This is a genomic window from Oligoflexus sp., assembly GCF_035712445.1.
In the GTDB taxonomy this organism is placed as follows: domain Bacteria; phylum Bdellovibrionota_B; class Oligoflexia; order Oligoflexales; family Oligoflexaceae; genus Oligoflexus.
In genome coordinates this window covers 48,616-69,058 of sequence record NZ_DASTAT010000109.1, presented here as the reverse complement: position 1 = coordinate 69,058, position 20,443 = coordinate 48,616, and the positions used below count along the sequence as shown (strand labels likewise).

Annotated in this window: 10 protein-coding genes; 6 read left to right on the top strand and 4 right to left on the bottom strand. The window is 55.0% G+C overall.

Annotated features, from left to right (window positions below; all coding sequences use genetic code 11):
- Positions 1-73 precede the first annotated feature (73 nt).
- A complete protein-coding gene (locus tag VFO10_RS24100; protein ID WP_325144552.1) occupies positions 74-5,593 on the bottom strand; it encodes a carboxyl transferase domain-containing protein in 5,520 nt (1,839 codons plus the stop codon).
- A 440-nt stretch (positions 5,594-6,033) separates the two neighbouring features.
- Here VFO10_RS24100 and VFO10_RS24095 point away from each other — a divergent pair, with 440 nt between their 5' ends.
- From VFO10_RS24095 to VFO10_RS24085, 3 genes are all read left to right on the top strand, one after another.
- The gene (locus VFO10_RS24095) at positions 6,034-6,681 is read left to right on the top strand and encodes a hypothetical protein (protein ID WP_325144551.1); all 648 of its coding nucleotides are present in this window, start codon (positions 6,034-6,036) and stop codon (positions 6,679-6,681) included.
- A 115-nt stretch (positions 6,682-6,796) separates the two neighbouring features.
- Complete coding sequence (locus tag VFO10_RS24090) at positions 6,797-7,969, top strand: hypothetical protein (protein WP_325144550.1); 1,173 nt, start codon at positions 6,797-6,799, stop codon at positions 7,967-7,969.
- A 29-nt stretch (positions 7,970-7,998) separates the two neighbouring features.
- Positions 7,999-10,089: a di-heme oxidoredictase family protein gene (locus VFO10_RS24085; protein WP_325144549.1), complete on the top strand. Its 2,091-nt coding sequence runs from the start codon at positions 7,999-8,001 to the stop codon at positions 10,087-10,089.
- Here the strand turns inward: VFO10_RS24085 and VFO10_RS24080 are convergent, their stop codons facing one another.
- Positions 10,090-10,797 carry a cadherin-like beta sandwich domain-containing protein gene (locus VFO10_RS24080; RefSeq protein ID WP_325144548.1) on the bottom strand — a complete coding sequence of 236 codons (708 nt, stop codon included), beginning with the start codon at positions 10,795-10,797 and terminating at the stop codon, positions 10,090-10,092.
- A 200-nt stretch (positions 10,798-10,997) separates the two neighbouring features.
- Here VFO10_RS24080 and VFO10_RS24075 point away from each other — a divergent pair, with 200 nt between their 5' ends.
- The 3 genes from VFO10_RS24075 (at position 10,998) to VFO10_RS24065 (ending at position 17,097) form a co-directional block, all read left to right on the top strand.
- Entirely contained in the window at positions 10,998-11,981 is a 984-nt protein-coding gene (locus tag VFO10_RS24075; protein WP_325144547.1) for an SGNH/GDSL hydrolase family protein, read from the top strand.
- Positions 11,982-12,142: 161 nt separating this feature from the next.
- On the top strand, positions 12,143-13,978 hold the full coding sequence (locus VFO10_RS24070) for an autotransporter assembly complex protein TamA (RefSeq protein WP_325144546.1): 1,836 nt from the start codon (positions 12,143-12,145) through the stop codon (positions 13,976-13,978).
- Complete coding sequence (locus VFO10_RS24065) at positions 13,978-17,097, top strand: translocation/assembly module TamB domain-containing protein (protein ID WP_325144545.1); 3,120 nt, start codon at positions 13,978-13,980, stop codon at positions 17,095-17,097. The genes VFO10_RS24070 and VFO10_RS24065 overlap by 1 nt, the downstream gene beginning before the upstream one ends.
- On the opposite strand, the gene ggt is transcribed toward VFO10_RS24065, so the two are convergent.
- Complete coding sequence (ggt, locus tag VFO10_RS24060) at positions 17,094-18,791, bottom strand: gamma-glutamyltransferase (RefSeq protein ID WP_325144544.1); 1,698 nt, start codon at positions 18,789-18,791, stop codon at positions 17,094-17,096. The two genes, VFO10_RS24065 and ggt, sit on opposite strands and share 4 nt — an antisense overlap.
- Positions 18,792-18,875: 84 nt before the next feature.
- On the bottom strand, positions 18,876-20,441 hold the full coding sequence (locus VFO10_RS24055) for a hybrid sensor histidine kinase/response regulator (protein WP_325144543.1): 1,566 nt from the start codon (positions 20,439-20,441) through the stop codon (positions 18,876-18,878).
- Positions 20,442-20,443 lie beyond the last annotated feature (2 nt).

The window sequence follows — 20,443 nt, the reverse complement described above, 5'->3', positions numbered from 1 at the left end:
GTAGTGAAATAAGGGGATTAGGGGATGGCCCCAGGCCGTGAAGCCTGGAACCGCCGGGATTTAACCCCCGAAATCAATTGCGGGACTGGGAGAGGTAGGACTTGATGCCATCATCAAGCTGCTGCTTGATGTAAGGACGCAGCTGAGGCGCCTGCAGAATGTCATCAATCGAGCCTACTTTCAGAGCGCGTTCGACCGTGTGAATCTTTTCAAATTCCAAGGCGACCTTGGCCTGATGCTCCAGATGCACCGTCTGATAGATATCATCGTACTGGGACTTGGTCAGCTCATCCTTCTTCAGGCGAGCCTGCGCTTCAATGATCTGCGGATCCGCGAAGGTATTCTTCAGAACCTGACGCGGGAACACCACGGCCGCAGCCGGAGCGCCACCGATCACCGAAGCATAGGTGGCTTCGAGTGCAGCCACACGCATGCTGGGGTTCAGGGTCTTCGAGAATACGACGTAAGCGCCACCGTGATAACGGGCCACGACGATGAAGATCAAAGGACCTTTGAAGTTCACCACCGCGCGGCCGATTTCCGCGCCGTATTCGAGCTGCAGGCGACGCAGGGATTCCGGCGAACCATCGAAGCCGGAAAGGTTGGCGAGAATCACGACCGGCAGCTGCTCGCTGTAGGCGTTGATCGCGCGCGCGACTTTCTTCGAGGATTGCGGGAAGAGCGTACCGCCGGTCCACATATCCGGTCCATCGTTCGGGAAGTCGCCGTAGCGTTTCACCGGACGGCTTTCGATCCCGATCAGGCCGACCGGATAACCGCAGACCTGGGTTTCCCAAATGATGGCTGTTTCCGCATCGCGCATCGTCTGCCAGCGTTCCAGACAGTCGGCATCCTGGTCACGCACGGCATGCATGACCTGCCGCATATCGAAGGGTTTTTTGCGCTCGGCGTTCTGCGGGCCCAGGATGTCGCCGATGGATTTGAAATTCTGACCCAGATTATCCTGATAAGGGAAGGTGCAGACATTCCGATCCATGGGGTCCTTGGTCGGCAGACGCGTGCCGTAAGGCCTTTGCTTCGAGACCATGGTGATGCGGTAGTGACGGAAAAGAAGGCGATAGGCTTCCGCCAGATCCTTCACGCGGAATTGCGCCTGGCCGTTCGGAGCCATGATGCGTTCCGCGCCGCCGATTCCGATATTGTCCTCGGCCGAAACCGAGCCCGAGAAATCGAGAGCTTTTTTACCGGTCAGAACCATTGAGCCCTGCTCGGTCATGATCAGGATGCCCTTGGTATGCATAAGCATGGTGGCTTCCGCATTCCAGTAGGACTGCGCCCCGACGTTGATACCGGCGACGATGATGTTGATTTCACCGCCTTCCTGCGTGAACTCGATGATGCGGCGCAGAACGCGGGCCGTCCAATCGAGGTTCTCGGTACCGGTCTGCATGTCGATCGCCGCACCTGAGGAAACGGGAATCCATTCGACCGGCAGTAGCTCGGCTTCCGCCATATCAATCGCAGCGATCACGCGGCGGCATTCATCTTCGGCGAGGGAACCGAGGTCACGGGTCGGATCGCCGAGGATGATGATGCGTTCAAAAAGAGTGCCGTCCGGATCGCGGTTTTGAATGCGACCGAAGACGATCTTGCTATGGTTTTGACCCGGCGCGCGACCTTCAACCGCGACCGTGTGCTGCTGACCGCTGGCATCGAACTGGATATCGTATTCCAGGAACGAGCCCTGCGGGAATTCCGTGCGGGACGGATTGGTCAGCATGCTGATCACTTCGTAGGGGTAAGGGCTTTGCAGACGCAGAGCCGTCACGACCTTGCTCGCATAGGGATCGAGCGGTTTCAAAGGTTCACGGGAAGGCAGACGACCGCGCACGCTGTACTGGGTGGCGAAGTTTTCCACCAGAACCTCGGTTTCGATCGCACGGTTTTGCCGCGTGAGAACCTTGGTGTAGATGACCATTTTTTCCAGACCGAGGCCTTCCACCAGACCGGCGATGCGCTTGGGATACTCACCGATGTGATCCAGACGCAAAGGATGCGTGTGGCCGATGTGCACCACGATGCGGTTCCAGTAGTAGCTGCGCTTGGTGCGGGCCTGCTGCTCGCGGATCACCTTCACAGCCTCCAGGACTCCGTATTCGAACTGACTGATGCGCTCGATCACCTGCTCTTCATCCAGGTCGATCTTGGCTTCCGGCACTTCGATGAAGGCAAAGAGCCTTTGATCCTTGGCGTTTTCCTTGGCCTCAAGCTTCATGACATGCACATAGCGGCTGTTATAAAGCAGCTCGAGGTCAAAGTTCACGAGGCGGTCGAGGCGCAGCTCGCGGAAACGCAAGGGGCTGAAGGCGCGGCGGCGGATGTCTTCGGACCACTCATTATTCGCGTAATGGAAGGAACGATAGGCGTAATCGTTTTCCCGCACAAGGCCCAGACTGCAGAGTTCGACAGGCAGCGGGAATTTTGCGAGGTGGTTGCTATAAACGAGGTCCGGCTGACCCGAGCTGCGACGCACGAAAATCAGGCATTCCAGATATTCGCCCGGCTCGCGTTTCAGAACGTTTTTCAGCCAATCGAGAGGAGCAAAGAAGTCATCCTCTTCCAGGATGGTGACGACGCTCTGAATGTTCTGGCCCTGCTTATGGGTATTCACCTGGTACAGCAGCTGGCCCTTGTGTTCCAACAGCTGGCCGCGATCGTAAATGCGATCGCGATTCATGCGGCGGGTCAGAAGTTCCAGAATGGTTTTGGCCTTCGGCGAGCGACGATCATAGATCGAAACGAGGTAGCTGACGATCTGGTGACCGGACTCGATAACATCAGCCAGCAGTTTGGGGTCCTTATTATGACCTTCCAGAACAGGCTCCAGAACTTCCACCAGCTGCTGCTTGCGCTTGGCCTGCATCTGATCCTGGAAGAGGCGATCCACAAGTTCATAGCGGATATAGACCGCGGCATCGACCAGCGAGTTGCTCGTACGGCCGACATTGATCAGTTCACCCAAAAGATCCGAGAACGCACCGACATCGGTGAATTCACGAGCATCGGTGAAGAGCTTTTGAAGGGTCAGAAGACTCTGGCGGATCAAATCCATAGTCTGACGGCTGTTGGCCTGCGCTTTATAAAGATGGAATAGAGCGCGGGTGGTGGCGGCGTAATCCTTGGTCTCGGCCCAGGAATAAACGCGGATCGCTTCTTCCAGACGCTTCAGGAAGTTGGCGGGCAGACCCTTTTCCCGATCCTCGCGGCGCATCAGGTAATGCATCAGGCATTCGTAAACGTCGGTGCTGCGCGAACCATCGGTCACAGCCTCGTCGTTCTGGAAGAGTTTCTGCACCGTGATAAAGGTCTGCAGCGACTTCACGAGAAGGTCAGCAAAGGCCGGCTTGAATTCCGGATGCTCACCGAGGAAGGTTTCGATGCGGGCCAGTTCCTTGCCCACCGGCTTCGCATAGTCATAGCCGATGAAGATCGCGAAATAATCGCGGGACAGGAAGGTCCAGGTTTCTTTCAGCTCTTCGGGCGTCGCCGGTTTCGTGGCCACGGCCAGGCGTGAATAGTCGATGATCTGGGCGGTTTCTTTTTCCGCGCTGTCTTTGCTCTGGCGGTTGCTTTCCGTTTCCAGATCAACCAGGGCCTGGCCCGCGGCGACCTGTTCACCCGCTTTCACATTGATGCCGGCGACAATACCATCTTCAGGGGCGGTCACGGCCATTTCCATTTTCATGGCTTCCAGGGTCAGAAGCAGATCGCCCTTCTTCACCCTTTGGCCTTCCTGAACATCAACGGTCAGCACCACGCTGGGTGATGGCGCTGCGATTTTCCCGCCGCTATCGAAGGGCAGCATATAAGGAAAGCCTTCGACTTCACACTGCAGGGCGTTCGTGCGGGGCACGATCTGCATTTTATATTTGCGGCCGCCGGTTTTCAAAACGATCTCATGACCCCAGTTCACATACTCGACTTCCACCGACTTGCCGTCGATAGTGATGTGATAGAAGGGTTCACCGACCGCTTTCACACGGATCTGGTATTTATGCCCGCGCAGGCTCAAGGAGAGTTCCATGCCCAGGTCAGGCATCTGACGCGGGGAACTGTAGCGGCGGACTTTCTCGGTGAAGTTTTCAAACTCGTGCCGATACTTCTGCTCGTACTGATAGATGACAGCGCCCAGAAGAGCGACGTCCCACTGATTCTTGCCGGCCTTGCGTTCGGCGCTGCTCAAAAATCCTTCCACGAAGTCGGTTTGAACGCCGCCTTCCTTGATTTTCGCGTGACCGAGAAGTTCCAGGAGGAAGCCCTGGTTGGTCGTGCCGTTCTCAATTTCAATCTGGAGTTCGGACAAGGCGCGGGTCAAACGAGCCATGGTCGCCGCACGGTTGGGACCGTAGGCGATGATCTTGGCTATCATCGAATCGAATTCACGCGGAATGCGGCTGCCCCATTCAAAACCGGAGTCGATACGAATACCGGGCAGAGTCGGGGGCAGGAAGCGCAGAATCCGGCCGGGAGTCGGCGCGAATTTTTGATCCGGATCTTCGGCGTTCAAACGCACTTCGATCACATGACCGCGCGGATTTTTCGGGACGTTATCGAGGACCTCACCCAGCGCGGTGCGCAGCTGCAGGTGCACGAGGTCGACCTGGAAGAGTTCTTCGGTGATGGGATGCTCCACCTGAAGACGCGTATTCACTTCCATGAAGAAGGCTTCCTTGCGATCGATATCATAAAGATACTCGACCGTGCCGGCGCCGTGATAATTCGCGGCTTTCAAAAGACGGGCGGCCGAGGCCTCGACTTCCTTCATGCGCTCGGGATCGAGGTGAGCTGGCGGCGTTTCCTCGATAATCTTCTGGTTGTTCCGCTGCACCGAACAGTCGCGCACACCGAAGGTATGAACGTTGCCGTGAATGTCGGCGAGACACTGGACTTCAAGGTGGCGGCCGCGTACGACCAGCGCTTCCATGAAGATGACCCGGTTGCCGAAGAAGCGGAAGATTTCATCGGACACGGAGCGGAACTGCTGCGGCATCTCTTCCGGTGTGAAGACCTTGCGGATCCCGCGGCCACCACCACCGTTGGCGGATTTCAAAATAACCGGATAGCCGATTCGTTCGGCGACCTTCAGCGCATGGTCCAGATCTTCCAGGAAGCCGCCACTCCAGGGACAGGTGGGCACCTGCGACTGGTCGGCAATTTCCTTGGCCTTGATCTTATCACCCAGACGATCCATGGCGTCTGCGGTTGGGCCGATCAGGACCAGATCATTTTTTTCCAGGAGCGCTGCAAAATCGGCATTTTCAGCGACAAAGCCCCAACCGACCCAGACGCCGCTGCAACCGGTCTGCTGCAGGGCCTGCAGAAGGAAAGGGCAATTCAAATAGGCGCTGCCCGTCAAGTCCCCGAATCCAGGAAAGGACGACAGGGCAAAAGCGTGATCGGCTTCCTTGACGAAAAGCGCGTCATTCTCTGTATCCAAATAAAAGGCGACTGTCTCAAACTGAGTGCCATACAGCGTGTTGAATTCCTTCGCTGCCCGTATGAAGCGAACGGCGGCTTCACCACGGTTTATGATCCCGATTCTGGCGTGTCTTGAGAGTTGTTTCCGATTCAAGGCCTCGTTCCTTTTTTTGAGTCAAAGAAAGCTGCAAACAGGGGCGGCTGTTCTGCAAGCTTATGCTTAATAGGAACCTATTAAGAAGATTTGAAAGGAAAAAATCCAGTGAAAAGGTGTGAGCTGCTCGCCTCGGAATCGTAGCTTAAGTCGGAAAATCATCCCCCTGCATGAAAGACGAGCTGGCCCGGCGCAACGCTGTCCTTGCATGCCGCTTATCCGCTGGAAGATACTGCTATTTTTATGGCGCCCTGAACCCCGTTAAGAAAGCCTCAAAATTCAGTAAATTTTTATCGGACAAATTCTCTCAGTGAATTCGATTAAGGCGTTGTGAAGCACTCGATTTCCTATGCCATTAGCTCCAGGGACTATCGTTTCCTATAGTCATTTGCGTGAAAGTCGCATATACCGTCAATCCAACTCGCACCAAGGATAGGCCTATGAAACGTTTGCGTGGACTGCTCTGTTTAGGAAGCTGGATGATCACGGGTTTGCTGTCTGCTGAAACCTATAACGACGACTGTGCCGACCTTATCGGCTCCTGCGAATACTATGCGTGTATCGATCAGGAACGATTGAGCTGCGGTGATGACGGCTATGCCCTCGGTTACGGACAGAAGTACTGCGAACGTTTCTCGGCCATCGACTTCAAAGATAATCCGCCCCCTTTTAGCGGCGACCTTTATCCAGCCAAGGGCAATGAGTGGCGCGACAACGTGCGCAGCTGCCTTCAGGAAAGCATGGAAGCCTGGTTCGCGAGTGATGAGGAAAAAGATTGCAGCGGCTTGCGAACTTTCGCCTTTGATTCCCATCCGAACTGCTATACGGCGGCTCCTTCTTTTTGCGAATTGACGCCCGAGAATGTGATTCGCGTGGGCTTGACCGTGCAGCTGAACGATCTTTTCAAAGCGGAAAGTCAAAAACAAATCCGCGACACGGCCCGCACCTGCGTCACGCAATTGGATGCGAGACTCGATGCTGAAAGCCGGCCCTGGATGCGCTTCAAGCTGGCCGAATATAAAAAGATTTGGGTCCTGGCCTCGGGCGATCCGAGTCTTTTCCTGTCGCTCCTTCGCCACGGAAAATAGTCCAAATACATCAGTGATTCTGCGAAACCCAGGGTCAGACCTGGGCTCTGGATTCTGGCACAAGAGCTGCTGAGGCGTTTTATTTCAACGCCTCGCGGTAGGAGTGCCTGGACCCATGAGAAAGCTGTTATGTCTGATTGCGCTGATGTTGAACTGCTCCTGTGCTGCCCCTGATGCTGAGTCCCGACGATCGAAGCCAGGGTCCAGGCCTCCTCTTTCCACTTTGCCGGTTGAGCCGGACACAGGGCCTATCCTGCCTGAGCCTGATCGCTCCGATGTCGAAGTCGTGCCGGTTCCGGAACGCGCCTATCCCTCTCTGAAAGGCCGCCAGCTGATTGTGAACGGTCGGGCCTTTGCCATGCGGGCCGTCTGCTGGAATCCTGTGCGCCTGGGTCAAAGACATCCCGAAGGTCTGATGTTCCGCAGTCCGTCCGCTCAGGACCTCACGCTTATCGAACAGGATTTTCAGATGATGCAGGCCATGGGCGTGAATACCCTTCGCACCTATGAAGCCATCCTGGATGATCGCGTTCTGGCCCTTATTCAGAAGTATCAGCTGCATATGATAGTCCCCGTCTTCAACTACTTTGCGACAGCGATGCCGGATGTCGCGGCGCGCGTGGAAAAACTCAAAAATCATCCCGGGACCCTTTTTTGGGAAATCGGGAATGAGTGGAATTACAACCTCCTTTACAGTGCGGACAGTGGCAAACCCCTGACGCTTGATGCGGTCAAGGGCCTTATCAAACAGGCTATCAGCACAGTCCGCAGCGTCGATTCCCGTCTGCCCGTTGCTACAGTTTATGGCGAGCTGCCACCGCGGGAGCTGATTGCGGAGCTGAGCGGTATTGATCTTTGGGGTCTTAATATTTATAGCGGCCTTGGTTTTGGTGACCGCTTTCAGACCTGGGCGAGCCTTACGGATAAACCGATGTATCTTGCCGAATATGGTGCAGATGCCATCAATCGCACGGTTCCTGATGAAGCGTCCCAGGCCAAGGCCGTCCTGGCTTTGACGCGGGAGATTGAAGAGAACCTTGCGGCCCGGGCCACTGATAAGGTGAGCGTCGGGGGAGCGGTCTTTGAATGGAATGATGAGTGGTGGAAGGACGACAAGGGAGCCCCGGATCAGCATGATATCGGCGGCATTGCTCCCGGATCCGGTCCTTATCCAGATATGACCTTCAATGAAGAATGGTGGGGGCTTGTGACGATTGATCGCAAGCCCCGGCCTGCGTATGACGCCCTGAAAAACCTTTGGAATCCTGCTTCGGATGAAGCTTTTTGATGCTGCGCTGCTGCTGAGGAGACATGCTGATGCGAAAGTTGCTGTTGATTACTGGATTACTGCATGCGGCCATGGGCTGCCAGAACGAGAAGGGCGAAGCTTTGCCTGAAGGTAAAGTGACTTCGCCGGATGCTTCACAAGATCGTCCGACTCCAGGCCCTGTGGCCACGGACGACCAAGGTCCTTTACCCGTCCTTGAACGAATCAAAATTGAATCCTATGCTGACCTGGGCAAACGAAGCCAAACGCGCATTGAGGATGGCGTGATCATCACCGAAGGTGTGATCCGAGTCCGGCGTCGGCATGAGAATGATATGGATTTTTCCAAGTATAATCCTTTCTATTGGGAAGGGCGGCTGGCCTTTTTTAAGGTCGAGGATTTCACCGGGCGCGGGGAAAAGAAGCTGCGCTTTCATCTGGAAACGGAATGGCCGCAGGATTTCATTCCCACCCGTGGGCCGGATTTTTCTGCGATCTATACCGGCGATCCCCTGGGAACTGTGGAAACGGTTCGGAGTAAATTTGCAATCAATCAACGCATGGAGCATGTCGGGGACCGCCGGCGTTTTGTGGTGACCCTGGGGCCTGACGTATTTCAGGCTTACCCGGAGGCTTTGAAGACGGGGCGCCTTCTGACCTTTGAGTTCCGCTTTTTTCTGGATGAAACTCATCCCGACTGGAAGAAAGAGAAAGACTTCAATCAGCACACTCTGTCGGCCTATTATTCAGAATTCTATCGCCTGCAGGTGGGGCAGGGCGGACTTTTGATTGATACCCTCGGGGCGCCTGACAAGGAGCCGGATGCTCTGCGTTTCAGCGGGGGCTGGACCACGATTCCCACCGTGCGGGTCGAACCTTGGAAGGCTCTGCAGCAGCAGGCGACCAATATCACGCGAGACGAGGCGCAGAATTTTCTGGATGGACGCACGTTTTTTCATACGGATATGAAAACGGGTCAGCATGTGGATGATGCCGATGATGATAAGCCGCTGGTCTTCTTTGAAGAGATGCGGGCCTCTCGGGAAGCTTATGCTGCGAATGCTTATAACATGACGTCCTGCAACGGCTGTCACGTGAATAATGGAATGGCTTTTCTCCCTGCTGTGGGACAGGCTGTTCATAGCACTCTGGCCAAAACCTTTGAGCCGGGAACGGGTCAGCCGCATCCGCAGTTCGGGCAGCAGCTGCAGACAGCAGGTGCTGCTGCCGAGGGGACTTTGAGGCTCAAATCCTTCGCAGAAACGCCTGTAATGCTGGATGATGGCACGGTGGTCACGCTCAGAAAACCCATCTTTTCTGTGGAAAGTTCGAAGTCTACCGCGAAGTTTGGAATCTCGATCAGAAAGCCGCCGGCCTTGATTGGAATGGGGCTTTTGAATGCGGTTCCCGAAACCACGCTGAAGAATCTTGCGCGCGTTTCCGGGGGAGAGTGGCGCGGGCGTTTTGGTTGGAAAGGCCAGCAGCTTTCCCTGCGGGATCAGATTGTGGCAGCTTTGAACCTGGATATGGGTGTGGTGACACAAAAAAGGTCCAAACTGGATTGTGAAAGCAGCTGCATACCTGGCAAGGGTCAATTGCCTGAAGAGGCTTTGGATAAAATGGAAGCCTATGTATCGTTGCTTGGTGTTCCGCCTCGCATAAAACCCAAAGATCCCACTGTCCAACGCGGAGCTGAAATTTTTGAGGGCCTGGAATGCAGCCGCTGTCATCAGCCCGTCTTGAAAACCGGCTCATCCCCATTCAAGGAACTGGCGGAGCAGACCATCCAGCCTTTCACGGATCTTTTGCTGCATGATATGGGCGAGGGCCTCGCCGATGACAGCGGGGGACCTGATGCACGGAAGTGGCGAACAGCCCCGCTTTGGGGACTGAAGAATGTGAAGCATGCTGCGGATGTCCGGCGTCAGCAGTTTCATCCTGGGGATATTTCCATACTTTATACCGACACGATGAAGGCTTCGGATCAAAATCCGATCCAGCTGCTGCATGATGGACGCGCGCAGTCTTTGGCGGAAGCCATTCTGTGGCACGGAGGTCAGGCGGAAACTTCGGTGAAGCGGTATAAGGCTTTGCCCCGCGCGGATCGCGAGGCCTTGGAGGCGTTTCTTTGGGATCTGTGATCAGGTCGTGGGACGCGTGACGGTCAGAGTATAGGTTTTGGACCGTCCGCTTTTGCCTTTGACGACTATGGTGATGGTATTGCTGCCGGGATTGAGGGTGACGTCATAACCGCCCTTGTCCCCGGAGTAGGCGACGCCATTGATTTCAAAATCGGCTTCATCATCGTAGTTGGCGAGAGGCGAGACGGTGAGAAGCCCATTGTCTTTTCCAACCGTCAGCTGATAGCTGGTGATCTCCGAAGAAAAAGGCGGCGTCAGCTCCCCATCCGAGGTCGCAAGATCCGCAAGCGTTTCATCCGGCAATTCCGCGACGCGCGGCACGCTCAGCTTATAGCTGTTGACCTTTTGACCTGTCGCATCCACGAGTTCAATCGTAAAAAGATTGGCGCCAGCGGCCAAGGGCATCGGATTGGTCGTGAAATCGGAACGGAGCTTCACGCCATTGATCATGATATCGAGTTTGGGATTGACGGGCGCGGTGTTGATGGTGATTTTATTTTTATAAGTCTCGCCGCCCACCAGGGTGTATTCATAAACAAAGGGATCGAAGTTCGGCTCGATCTGATCGTTCATGACGATGAGTTTGGAAAGAGTCTGATCGGCCGTCACGGCTGCGTTCGCAGGCGCGCTGGCCTCGTCCTTTTTGCTCTTGGTGCAGGACACGGGCCCGATGATGAAAAGAGAGAGCAGAAACCAGGACTTTTGCATGAGTGTATCCTGCTTGGAGTGATAAGTATGCCTGATCCTTATCGGTATAATGGTCTCAGGTCCTAAGCTGCAGGCGCTTCAGGTCGGTCGAAAATTCATAAGCTCCCGTAACGTTTTGATTTTGTCACGGCTCTTGCAATAGCTTTTCGCAGGACGCGGCTCATCCGCATCATAGCGATAACATTGGGAGGACGGATAAAATGAAATTGGCGCGTATCGGTTGTGCTTTGGGACTTGTGATGGCTGCCACGGCTTGGACGGCATGCAGTCAGGATGATAAGGATGATAGTTCCGATAATCCGGCTCCGACAGCGGAACCGGCCCCAGGCAAGGATCCTCAGGAGCAGATTTATCTGCAGAACGTCACAGCCGACAAGCCCCTCCTCGTGGTCTATGGCGACAGTATTTCCACAGGCGTGCTGGCCAATACCAGCCTCGGTCAGAACATTGATAATAGTCTTTTGCAGCAGATCGGCAATTATTTGAAGGCCGGGCAATACAATGCCAACGGTTTCCAAAGCAATCTGGCCAACCAGCCTCTGGCAGCCGCGACCACTGATGGTGACTATGGGCTGCGGAGCGGGATTGCGGCCAAAGCTGGTGTAGCACCTGCTGATGTGGGCGTTGTGAGCTTTGCGAAATTCGGTGCAAAGGCTGTTGATATTCCTGAGATGCTCGCGCGTTGGAATCAGGAGGAAGCAAACACCATCAAGAGAAAACCCGATTATATTCTGGTAGCGCTGGGTGGGAATGATTTCTGTTCGGATATGCCGGTCGAGGATATTTCCCGTACGTTTGCCGAGCAGATTGATGCGATTCAAAAATCGGCGCCTGATGCGCAGCTGATCATCTCGCCCGCGCCTCCTGTTTATCAGCTGGCGGCTATTGATTTTACTTATGGACCCGCCATCAGTCAGATTACAGGGGAGGAGCTGAGCTGCAAGAAATTCCGTGAGCAGGCCTGCAAGCGTGTTTATGAAGCCGATGCGCAGGCCCGACTGGAAGGTATTAATCAGGGCATTCAGGCAGCGTTCGAGGCCGAGAAAGCCAAGGGTGCCAAGGTTTCCCTGGCTGCGGGTGTTTTGGACTGGACGATTACCAAGGAGGAACTGGCCTTTGACTGTTTCCATCCTAGTCAAAAGGGTCAGGCAACTCTTGGGGCTTATTGGAAACAGGCTCTTTGATTGAACTCCCCAGACGACCGTCTCCTTAAAAGGAGACGGTTGTATGACTCCTGTTACCGCCATTATGACCTTCAAGGCTCCCTCGCGTGCTTCATACTTCCCGACAGTCCTGTCTCAATCGGCGCTATTTTTGCAAAAGGGTCTTCGAAATGGAGGCTTGGATGGAAGCAGCGGAGAGGCTAAGCTCGCGTCCTATATTCGGATGGACCGACCCTGGGAAGCGCATGATGAATGGAACGGCAGTCAGCCTGATTTTTTTAGTGACAGGTATCCTTTTAGGCTCAACTTTGGGGCTCTCTGAAACCAAGGAGGAGGATCCTGCAGAGCAAAGGGAACTTTGCGATAACGTCGTCCTTGAATTTGATTTTGATATGACGTTCACGGCCACTGAGCGGCGCCTTGTCTGCGGCAGCCCCGGCGTGCAGTCCTGGGAAAATATTCCTCTGCGCCAGGCGCAGTTTCACATGATGAATTTCCTTGCAGCCCGGGGCTACCATGACCCGGAATTCCGCGTCGTGGATAACAAGCTCTATGTGAAGCCCGGCCTGCCCACACTGATTAAATCCCTGCGCCTCGTTCCTGAGATTCCCGAACTGGAGGTGCAGAATTTCTGGTTGCCCCGTGGGCGTCCTTTGAATCCCGATGAATTGAACGCGATCGAGCAGTGGGCGAGCGCGAAGCTCGGACGCGAAGGTTATCCCTGCGCCTCGGTGCAAACCCGCGGCGATCCCAAAACGGGAGAGGTTGAAATCCTTATCGACAAAGGCCCGCTCTGGACCATCAAGGAAATCGAATCGAATCCTATTCCCGGCGTGCGCGGCGGCATGCTCGATCGCTATCGCGCCTTTGATATCGGTGATCGCTATAATTCCATGCTGCTCGATATTTCCGCAGAGCGTCTGAAGGCCTCCGAAGTCGTGGTGAACGCCAACTATCGCCCCAACTGCAAAGGCGAGCCAGGCGTTGTCGAACAAAGGACGCTGGCCGGGAAACCGCGGCTCGTAAGTTTTGGGATCGGCTTTGATTCGGAAAACCTATTTCTGATCCGCGCGGGCTGGCGGAACAGCCGTTGGTCGGAAACCGCCTCGATGCTTGATGTGTCGGCGACGGCGTCCTATCATCAGCAGAAATTCCTGACCACCTTTGACTGGTATTATCTGCCTGTCCCTTCGCATCATTACCTGAAGACCTATGCACGCGTGCAAAGGGAATTCGAAAAGCGCTATGAAGCGCGTTCCATCAAAGCGTCGATGGCGCCTGCCTTCGCCGGTGACATCTGGGGCATACGCGGGGATATTTATCTGGGCCCTTCGCTTCTTTTTGAGAATACCATCCGTGGTGAAGGACCCGCGAACGCAAGGCTTTTGACGGTGGATGTTGGAATCGCTGGTCAGTCGCACCCCTATGAGTATTTCAATTACCTGGCGGCCCCGCAATCCGGATATGAATTCAGCCTTTTCGCCAGCACCAGTGACAAAGGCGTGGCATCGAACGTGTCAGCAACGACTTACACCTTGGATTTTACAAGGCTTTGGAACCTCCTGAGCCTGGAGCCGGAGATCTGGATCTTTGGAATTCGCGGCAGTTTTGCCACGACGCGGGCCGGTCGGGACACGAATTATAATGATCTTCCCCCTTCTTTCAAATATGCATTGGGTGGTTCCGAGGATCTGCGCGGTTTTGGACGCAAGGCCCTGCCCACAGAGGGTTCAGGCGCTTTGACCAAGGCCTATTTGGGAAGCGAATTGCGGCTGAATAATAGCCTGCCGTATCATCTGCAGCCCTTTGTCTTTGCCGACTGGGGGAAATTGGGGCAGAAAGCCCTGGATCTTGATCCCACGCTTTTCTGGTCACCAGGACTTGGCGTGCGCTGGGGTTCGCCTATCGGCGTTCTGCGCTTCATGCTGGGTCATGGTTTTGTTTCGGGTGAAGGGCAGGAGCAATACAAGGAACTTGAAGCGCTACAATTCTATGCAAGTATCGGGGAGCAATTCTAATGAGAATCCTAAGAGCTCTTCTAAAAGTGATGCTGGGCCTTTTGATCACCGCTGCGGTCCTTGTGGGATTGGCTCTGGGCGGCCTTTATTATGTGCTGAACTGGCCCGATTTTACCATCCCCGAAAAATCCCTGCGCTGGGTCGCGGCGAATATCCTGGAGCCCATGGACATCAATGTGACGTTCAAGAATCTGGAAGCTCGCGTCGTTCAGACGAATGAAAACGACTGGTATGAACGGCAGCTCATCGTCAGCAGCGAAGGGCTGGATGTGACCATGCCCGACTTTTTAAAAGCCCAGATTCCTTTTTTGGACCTGGAGCTGGTCATGAATCTTCATCCCCAGCGTTTGGGGCTGAAACGCATAGGTCCCATTGATTTGGCTGAAACCACCCTGGCTGTGAAGCTGGATCGACCTGATCCGCGGAAAAAATCCGAGCCTTTCGATATGAAGTCCTGGATGGAGAAACTGCGGGATGTGAAAATCGAGCCTATTCATGTCGGCCTTGCCAGCCTTCTTATCGAAAGGCCCGACGGTCTTAAAATCTTTTCGCCTGTCCTGGATGCAACTCTGCAGCAGGATAACGAAAATGATCCCTATCTGAGCAGGCTGGTGGTGAGTGGCGAGGGCCTGGATGTGGTCATGCCGGACCTTCTGTCGGTTTATGTCCCGAACCTCGATATGCAGCTGCTGGTGAATCACCATCCCGATCAGTACGGATTAAAGGTTCTCGGTCCTATCAGCGTCGCCGACGCCAGCGTTGCCGTGCAGCTGGAAAAACCGAATCCCAGGAAAAAATCCGAACCCTTGGATATCAAGGCTCTTCTGCAGCCGTTCAAGGACACCCGTGTGGAGCCGATCCAACTGGGGCTGAAGAGTCTGAGCGTGCAGCGGCCGGATGGGCTCAAGGTGGTAACCAATCGAATCGATGCGAGCCTCGCCCAGGAAGCTGGGAACGACCCCAACCTGAATCGTCTGGTGGTCACGGGTGAGGACTTGGACGTGATCGTTCCTGAGTTTTTAAAGACGCAGGTCCCGGGTCTTGAGGCGCAGATCCTTCTGAATCATCATCCCGATCGTTATGGAATCAAAGGCATCGGGCCTGTCGCGATATCCAACGCGCGCCTCGCTTTGAAACTGGCCAAAGAGGATCCGAAGAAAGTTCGGAACAAAGGAAAAGAGAAGGAAGCGGAACCTTTTGATTATGAGCCATGGCTGGATCGTCTGCGGCAGATGAAATTCGAACCGATGCGGATCGAACTGAAGAGCCTTGTGGTCGAGCGGCCGGGTGAACCCACGATCGAAGGCCAGCTTCTGGCCAATCTGCAAAGGCAGGCCGGGAACAAGTGGAATTTTAGTATCAGAGCCGATCGGGTCAAAGGGCTTCCGGCGCGAAGAGCGAACTTTGATCTGAATGTGGATTTGCCGGAAGGACCGGATCTTCTTCCCCTTGCTGCGAACGTGAAAGGCCGGGCAGACCTGGGCAAGCTGGGCAGCGCGCAGCTCACGGGTGATGGTCGCATGGAGGCCGAGGATGTGGGCCAGGTGCGGCTCAATCTGATTTCAAGCTTTGAAGGCAAACGCCAGGAGATGCGGGCCAACGGCAGTTTGAACAAGGAAAAGTTTGCGCTGAACGTCAGCGGTTCGGCCGCGCATCCTGTGGATATGCTGCAGAAAGTTGAGCTGAATGGCTGCGCCTGGAGCGGGGATATTCGGCGTCAGGGCAAACCCTTCCTGCAGTCGAATTTGAACTGCAAGGTGGCTTTGACCCGAATGCCGGCACCCGAAGAAAAACCCTTCCAGGATATGCTGCCCAAGCACTTTCAATTTTTGGTGCAGGGACCGGTGACCATTGCGAACTGGGATAAGAATCCCGTGTTCGAAGCTCCCATGAAGATATCTCTGACTCCGCTTTTAAGCGAATTCTATACGCTGCGCGGTCAGACCTCGATCAATTTCAGCGGCAAGGTACTGGAAGGCACGCAGGGATTGAATGCAGAAATTGACGTCAGCTCGCAGCTGGTCTTCCAAAGGTTCCAGCCGATCGTGAAGAAATTCCAGGACACGGATTTTTCGATACCGGCCCCGTTCAATACCCTGGATGGCCGCATCTACTGCATCATCGAAGGACGCATTCAGAAGATGGGTGCGGTGATGAATCTGCCTCTCGATTGCGGCACCGAACTGTCATCGGCGACGCAGTCCATGTATATCAAGGCGCTGGGGACTATCGAGAAAACCACCGATCAAAAGCCGGTCATTCGGCTGGCGATCGGTCTGAATAAACTCACCTTTGAATTGCCGAAGCTGGCTCTGAACGGAACCGTGCCCCAGATTTTTCCGGATAAAAGGATCATGACCGCTGCGGAAAGAGCCAAGGCGGATGGCAAGACGGATGACGCCCTGCCGGTGACCTTGGATATTCGGATCAGTACGCCTCCCGAAAGGCCTTTGACTTTGATCACAAGCCTTCAGCCCACGCCGGTGCCGATCAGCATTGATTTGACTCTGAAAGGGGATCGCGTGGATCCCATCGGTTCCATAGGAATCAATCAGTATCGCGTCAGCTTTTTGAAGAAGAAGGCTTTCGTGGATCATATCCGCTTGATTCTGGCTCCCGACGAAGAGCAGCCTTTGCTCGATGGCCTTGTGGTGTTTCAGGACCCGGACGTCAAAATCAATTTGAAACTGTCTGGCAGCGTTGATCAGCCGTTCTATGAGCTGGAAAGCGTGCCACCAAGGTCCCCGACCGAGCTTCTTTCGATCGTCCTTTATGGAGGCGATCCGGATGCCTTGGATGAAGAGAACCTGCGTTCCGTGGATGAAACCAGGGCCGCGATGGTCGATGGCGCCATCGGACTCCTGTCCATGTATTACCTTGCGTCCACGCCGATTGATAGCGTGGGCTACAATCCATACACGGGTCTTTTCCGTGCGCGTGTGCGGGTGGCTCAGGGACTTTCCTTGACGGTGGGATCGGATCTGGGCGGCGCCCGTCAGTCTCTGACCCTGCGCAAACGATTGACCGAGAACTGGTCGTTTGAAACAGGGGCCGAGACGGACGAGGAAACGCATCAGAGCAAGGGCGTGGCCATGTTTAAATGGGGCCGGCGTTACTAATAACCTGCCGCATGCCCGTCCTTTCGAGATTCACTCGCAGCCCGGTACACGCGTTGAACCGGGTCCCAAAGTATCGCCTGGTAGCCGCCGAATTCACCCCGACCCGGAACCAGCTTGTGGCCCATGCGGGTCAAGGCGTCCTGGGTTTTTAGGGAAAAGCCGGATTCAAGAGCGACTTGGCCTCCATCCTTCATCACTTCACCTGTAGGCTCGCTGGTGCCTGAGACATAGATCCGACTCGCGTCGCCGGCTTCCTGAAGATTCATTCCAAAGTCGATCATATTCACCAGAATTTGCACCTGACCCTGGGGCTGCATGGACCCACCCATCACGCCGAAGCTGAGCCAGGGTTCGCCTTTTTTCGTCACAAAGCCTGGAATTATAGTATGGAAGGGTCGTTTGCCAGGGGCATAGACATTGGCATGCTGAGGATCCAGGCTGAAGAGTTCGCCGCGATCCTGCAGCACGAAACCAAGGCCACCCGGAGTCATGCCGGAACCCATGCCACGGAAATTGCTTTGAATGAGCGAAACCATATTCCCGTCTTTATCCGCCGTGGTGAGATAAACGGTATCACCCTGATGCAGAATCGCTTCCCCTGGAGCCACTTCCAGCGCAGCCTTGTTGGGATCTATGAGTTTCTTACGAGAAGCCGCATAGGTTTTCGATGCGAGCTGCTCAATCGGTTGTTTGACGAAAGCCGGATCCGCGTAATACGCAGCGCGATCGGCAAAGGCCAGCTTGATACTTTCGACGAGCGTATGCACATAGGCAGGACTGTCAAAACCCATGGCTTTGATGTCATAGTGTTCCAGAAGATTCAGAATCTGAAGAGTGGCGAGGCCCTGTCCATTGGGAGGCAGCTGCCATACATCATGGCCGCGATAGCGGGTGCTGATCGGTTCCACCCATTCCGAACGGTGCGACGCGAGGTCTTCATAACTGAGATAGCCGCCCTGTTTTTTCATATAATCCGCAATAGCTTGAGCCACCGGTCCGGTATAAAAACCATCGCGCCCCTTGGCAGCAATAATTTCCAGCGTGCGTGCCAAAGCAGGATTTTTAAAGATCTCGCCCGCGGCTGGGGCCTTGCCACCAGGTTGATAGATGGCGGAAAATCCTTCGAAGTCCTTCAGCTTTTCCGCGTTGCGTTTCCAATAGTAGGCGATGACCTCGGTTACGGGAAAACCCTGGCGCGCATACTGTATCGTCGGCTGAAGCACCTGGGCCAGGGGCAGGCGCCCGAATTTTTTATGCAGCTCCGTCCAGCCATCGACGCAGCCGGGTACACTGACCGACAAAGGACCCAGAGCTGGGATCTTTTTCAATCCACGCTTCTGCAGTTCGGCGAGGGTCAGGGTCCTGGGTGAGCGGCCGCTGCCATTCAAACCGAATAACTTTTTCTGTTTGGCATCCCAAACCAGAGCAAAGATATCACCACCGATCCCTGAGCCTGTCGGTTCTGTGAGTCCCAGCATTGCATTGGCGGCAATGGCCGCATCAACGGCCGAACCACCGGCCTTTAAAATATCCAGGGCGACTTGAGTGGCAAGGGGTTGACTCGTAGCGGCCATACCATGCTGGGCTATGACTTCCGAACGACTGGCATGAGGCAGTCCCGTGACGCGATCATAGCCCCAGGCCTGGGGCATCGCGAGCACGCCTAGAAAAAAGAAAGAAAATAAGGAACGCATGCAGCGCCTCCACAGGGTGGGTCTTGTCCAGCTTTTTAAACTGAGCCCGCCCTGGGTGGCAAGTGATTTGCTTCGAAGGGTGAACTAGAGCGGCTGTCCCGCGGCATCGCGCAACTTATGAAATTGCAAAACGAAACGGGTGTTCGGACTCGCGGGATCCATCCCCAATGTGCCGTGATGCGCTTCCGTATAGTGCCGGGCAAGGCCCAGTCCGAGGCCTGGATCGCGAACGCCTTCGGGTGCATTCACGAAAGGGTGGAAAACCTGCTCATGCAGATGCACGGGCAGATTGCGTCCGCTGTCGGTGAAGCTGATCTGCAGGGTTTTGCCAGTCCTTTTGGGTTCGATCGTTATCCATTCGTCACGCAGGTCTTCGATGGCATCGAGGCTGTTGCTCAAAAGAATCAGAAAAACCTGAAGGATCTGAGCGGAATCACCCTGGATGTAAAGATCCTGCGGAAGAGCGCCAACGGTTAAACGCAGGGGGCGCGCCTGAATTTTGCAGCGGAAGAGTTCCAGAGCCTCTTCAAGCACGGCATGAATGGCGAACAGTTGCCGGGATTCGCCTTTGCCTTCGGCAATGCTTCGCACGCTTTTCACGATGCGGCCCATGCGTTTGACATCCGTGCCGATGGAATCGAGGACGCCTTGAATACTGGGCGTGCTGCTGGCGTCTTTGCTTTCCAAAAGTTTTTCCACCATCACAGTCCTGCCGGCGATATCGGTCAGATCACTTTCGATCTGGATGACAAGGCTATTGGCCAGGGCGCCGAGGCTGGAAAGATTCTGCGCGGCCATGATCATGTTTTTCTGATTGGCTATGATGAGCGCGTTTTCCTCGGCTTCCAAAAGACGGCTGACGGAAATTTCAGTCAGCTGCAGGACAGAGCGCAGCGTGTCCTGTCCCAGCGCAGGTTTCTGACCCCTTTTAAAGAAGCAGAAGGCGCCCTGGATATCCTGATTCATGCGCAAAGGAACGGCGGCCCAGGCCACGCCTTGGGATTCACCCGAGGACGGTTCGCGGTTGGCCTGAATGCCTGGAAGGTGGGTTAGCATATGGTTTTGATAGATCTCGTTGATCGCATCAAGCTCGTCCTCGGTTTGGCCCGAGGTAAAACTGAGGCCATGAGACCCGGCGCTGCTGCGGACGATGCAGCCGAAATCCATAGCGAGCATGTCAGCGGTCAGGAGCAGGATCTTTTGGATTTTTTCGTGCAGCGTGAGATCCGCATTTTCGGAAATCTGATACAGATGACGACTCCAGTCCTGGCGCTTTTTGCGATCAAGAGCGCGGCGCAGAGATTTTTCCAGGTCGGATGGGGTGAAGGGCTTGGTTAAATAGTCAACAGCACCGAGCCTTAAGCTGGAGATGATGGGGTCGTTCTCGGAAAAGCCTGTGATCAGGACGAAGGGAATCTCGGAGCCCGAGAGTCGAACGTGTTCGAGTATACTGACGCCATCCAGATCCGGCAGGCGGACATCGGCCAGGACGATATCGAAGGTTTCGGTGGCCAGGAGGCGCAGGGCCTCGCGACCGCGTTCGGTCAGCGTCACGACGCAATTGTTCCGCTCCAGGATTTCCTGGATGTAAAAGCAAATATCGGGATCGTCATCAATCGCGAGGACTTTGGTCGGCTCGGCTGACTGCATAT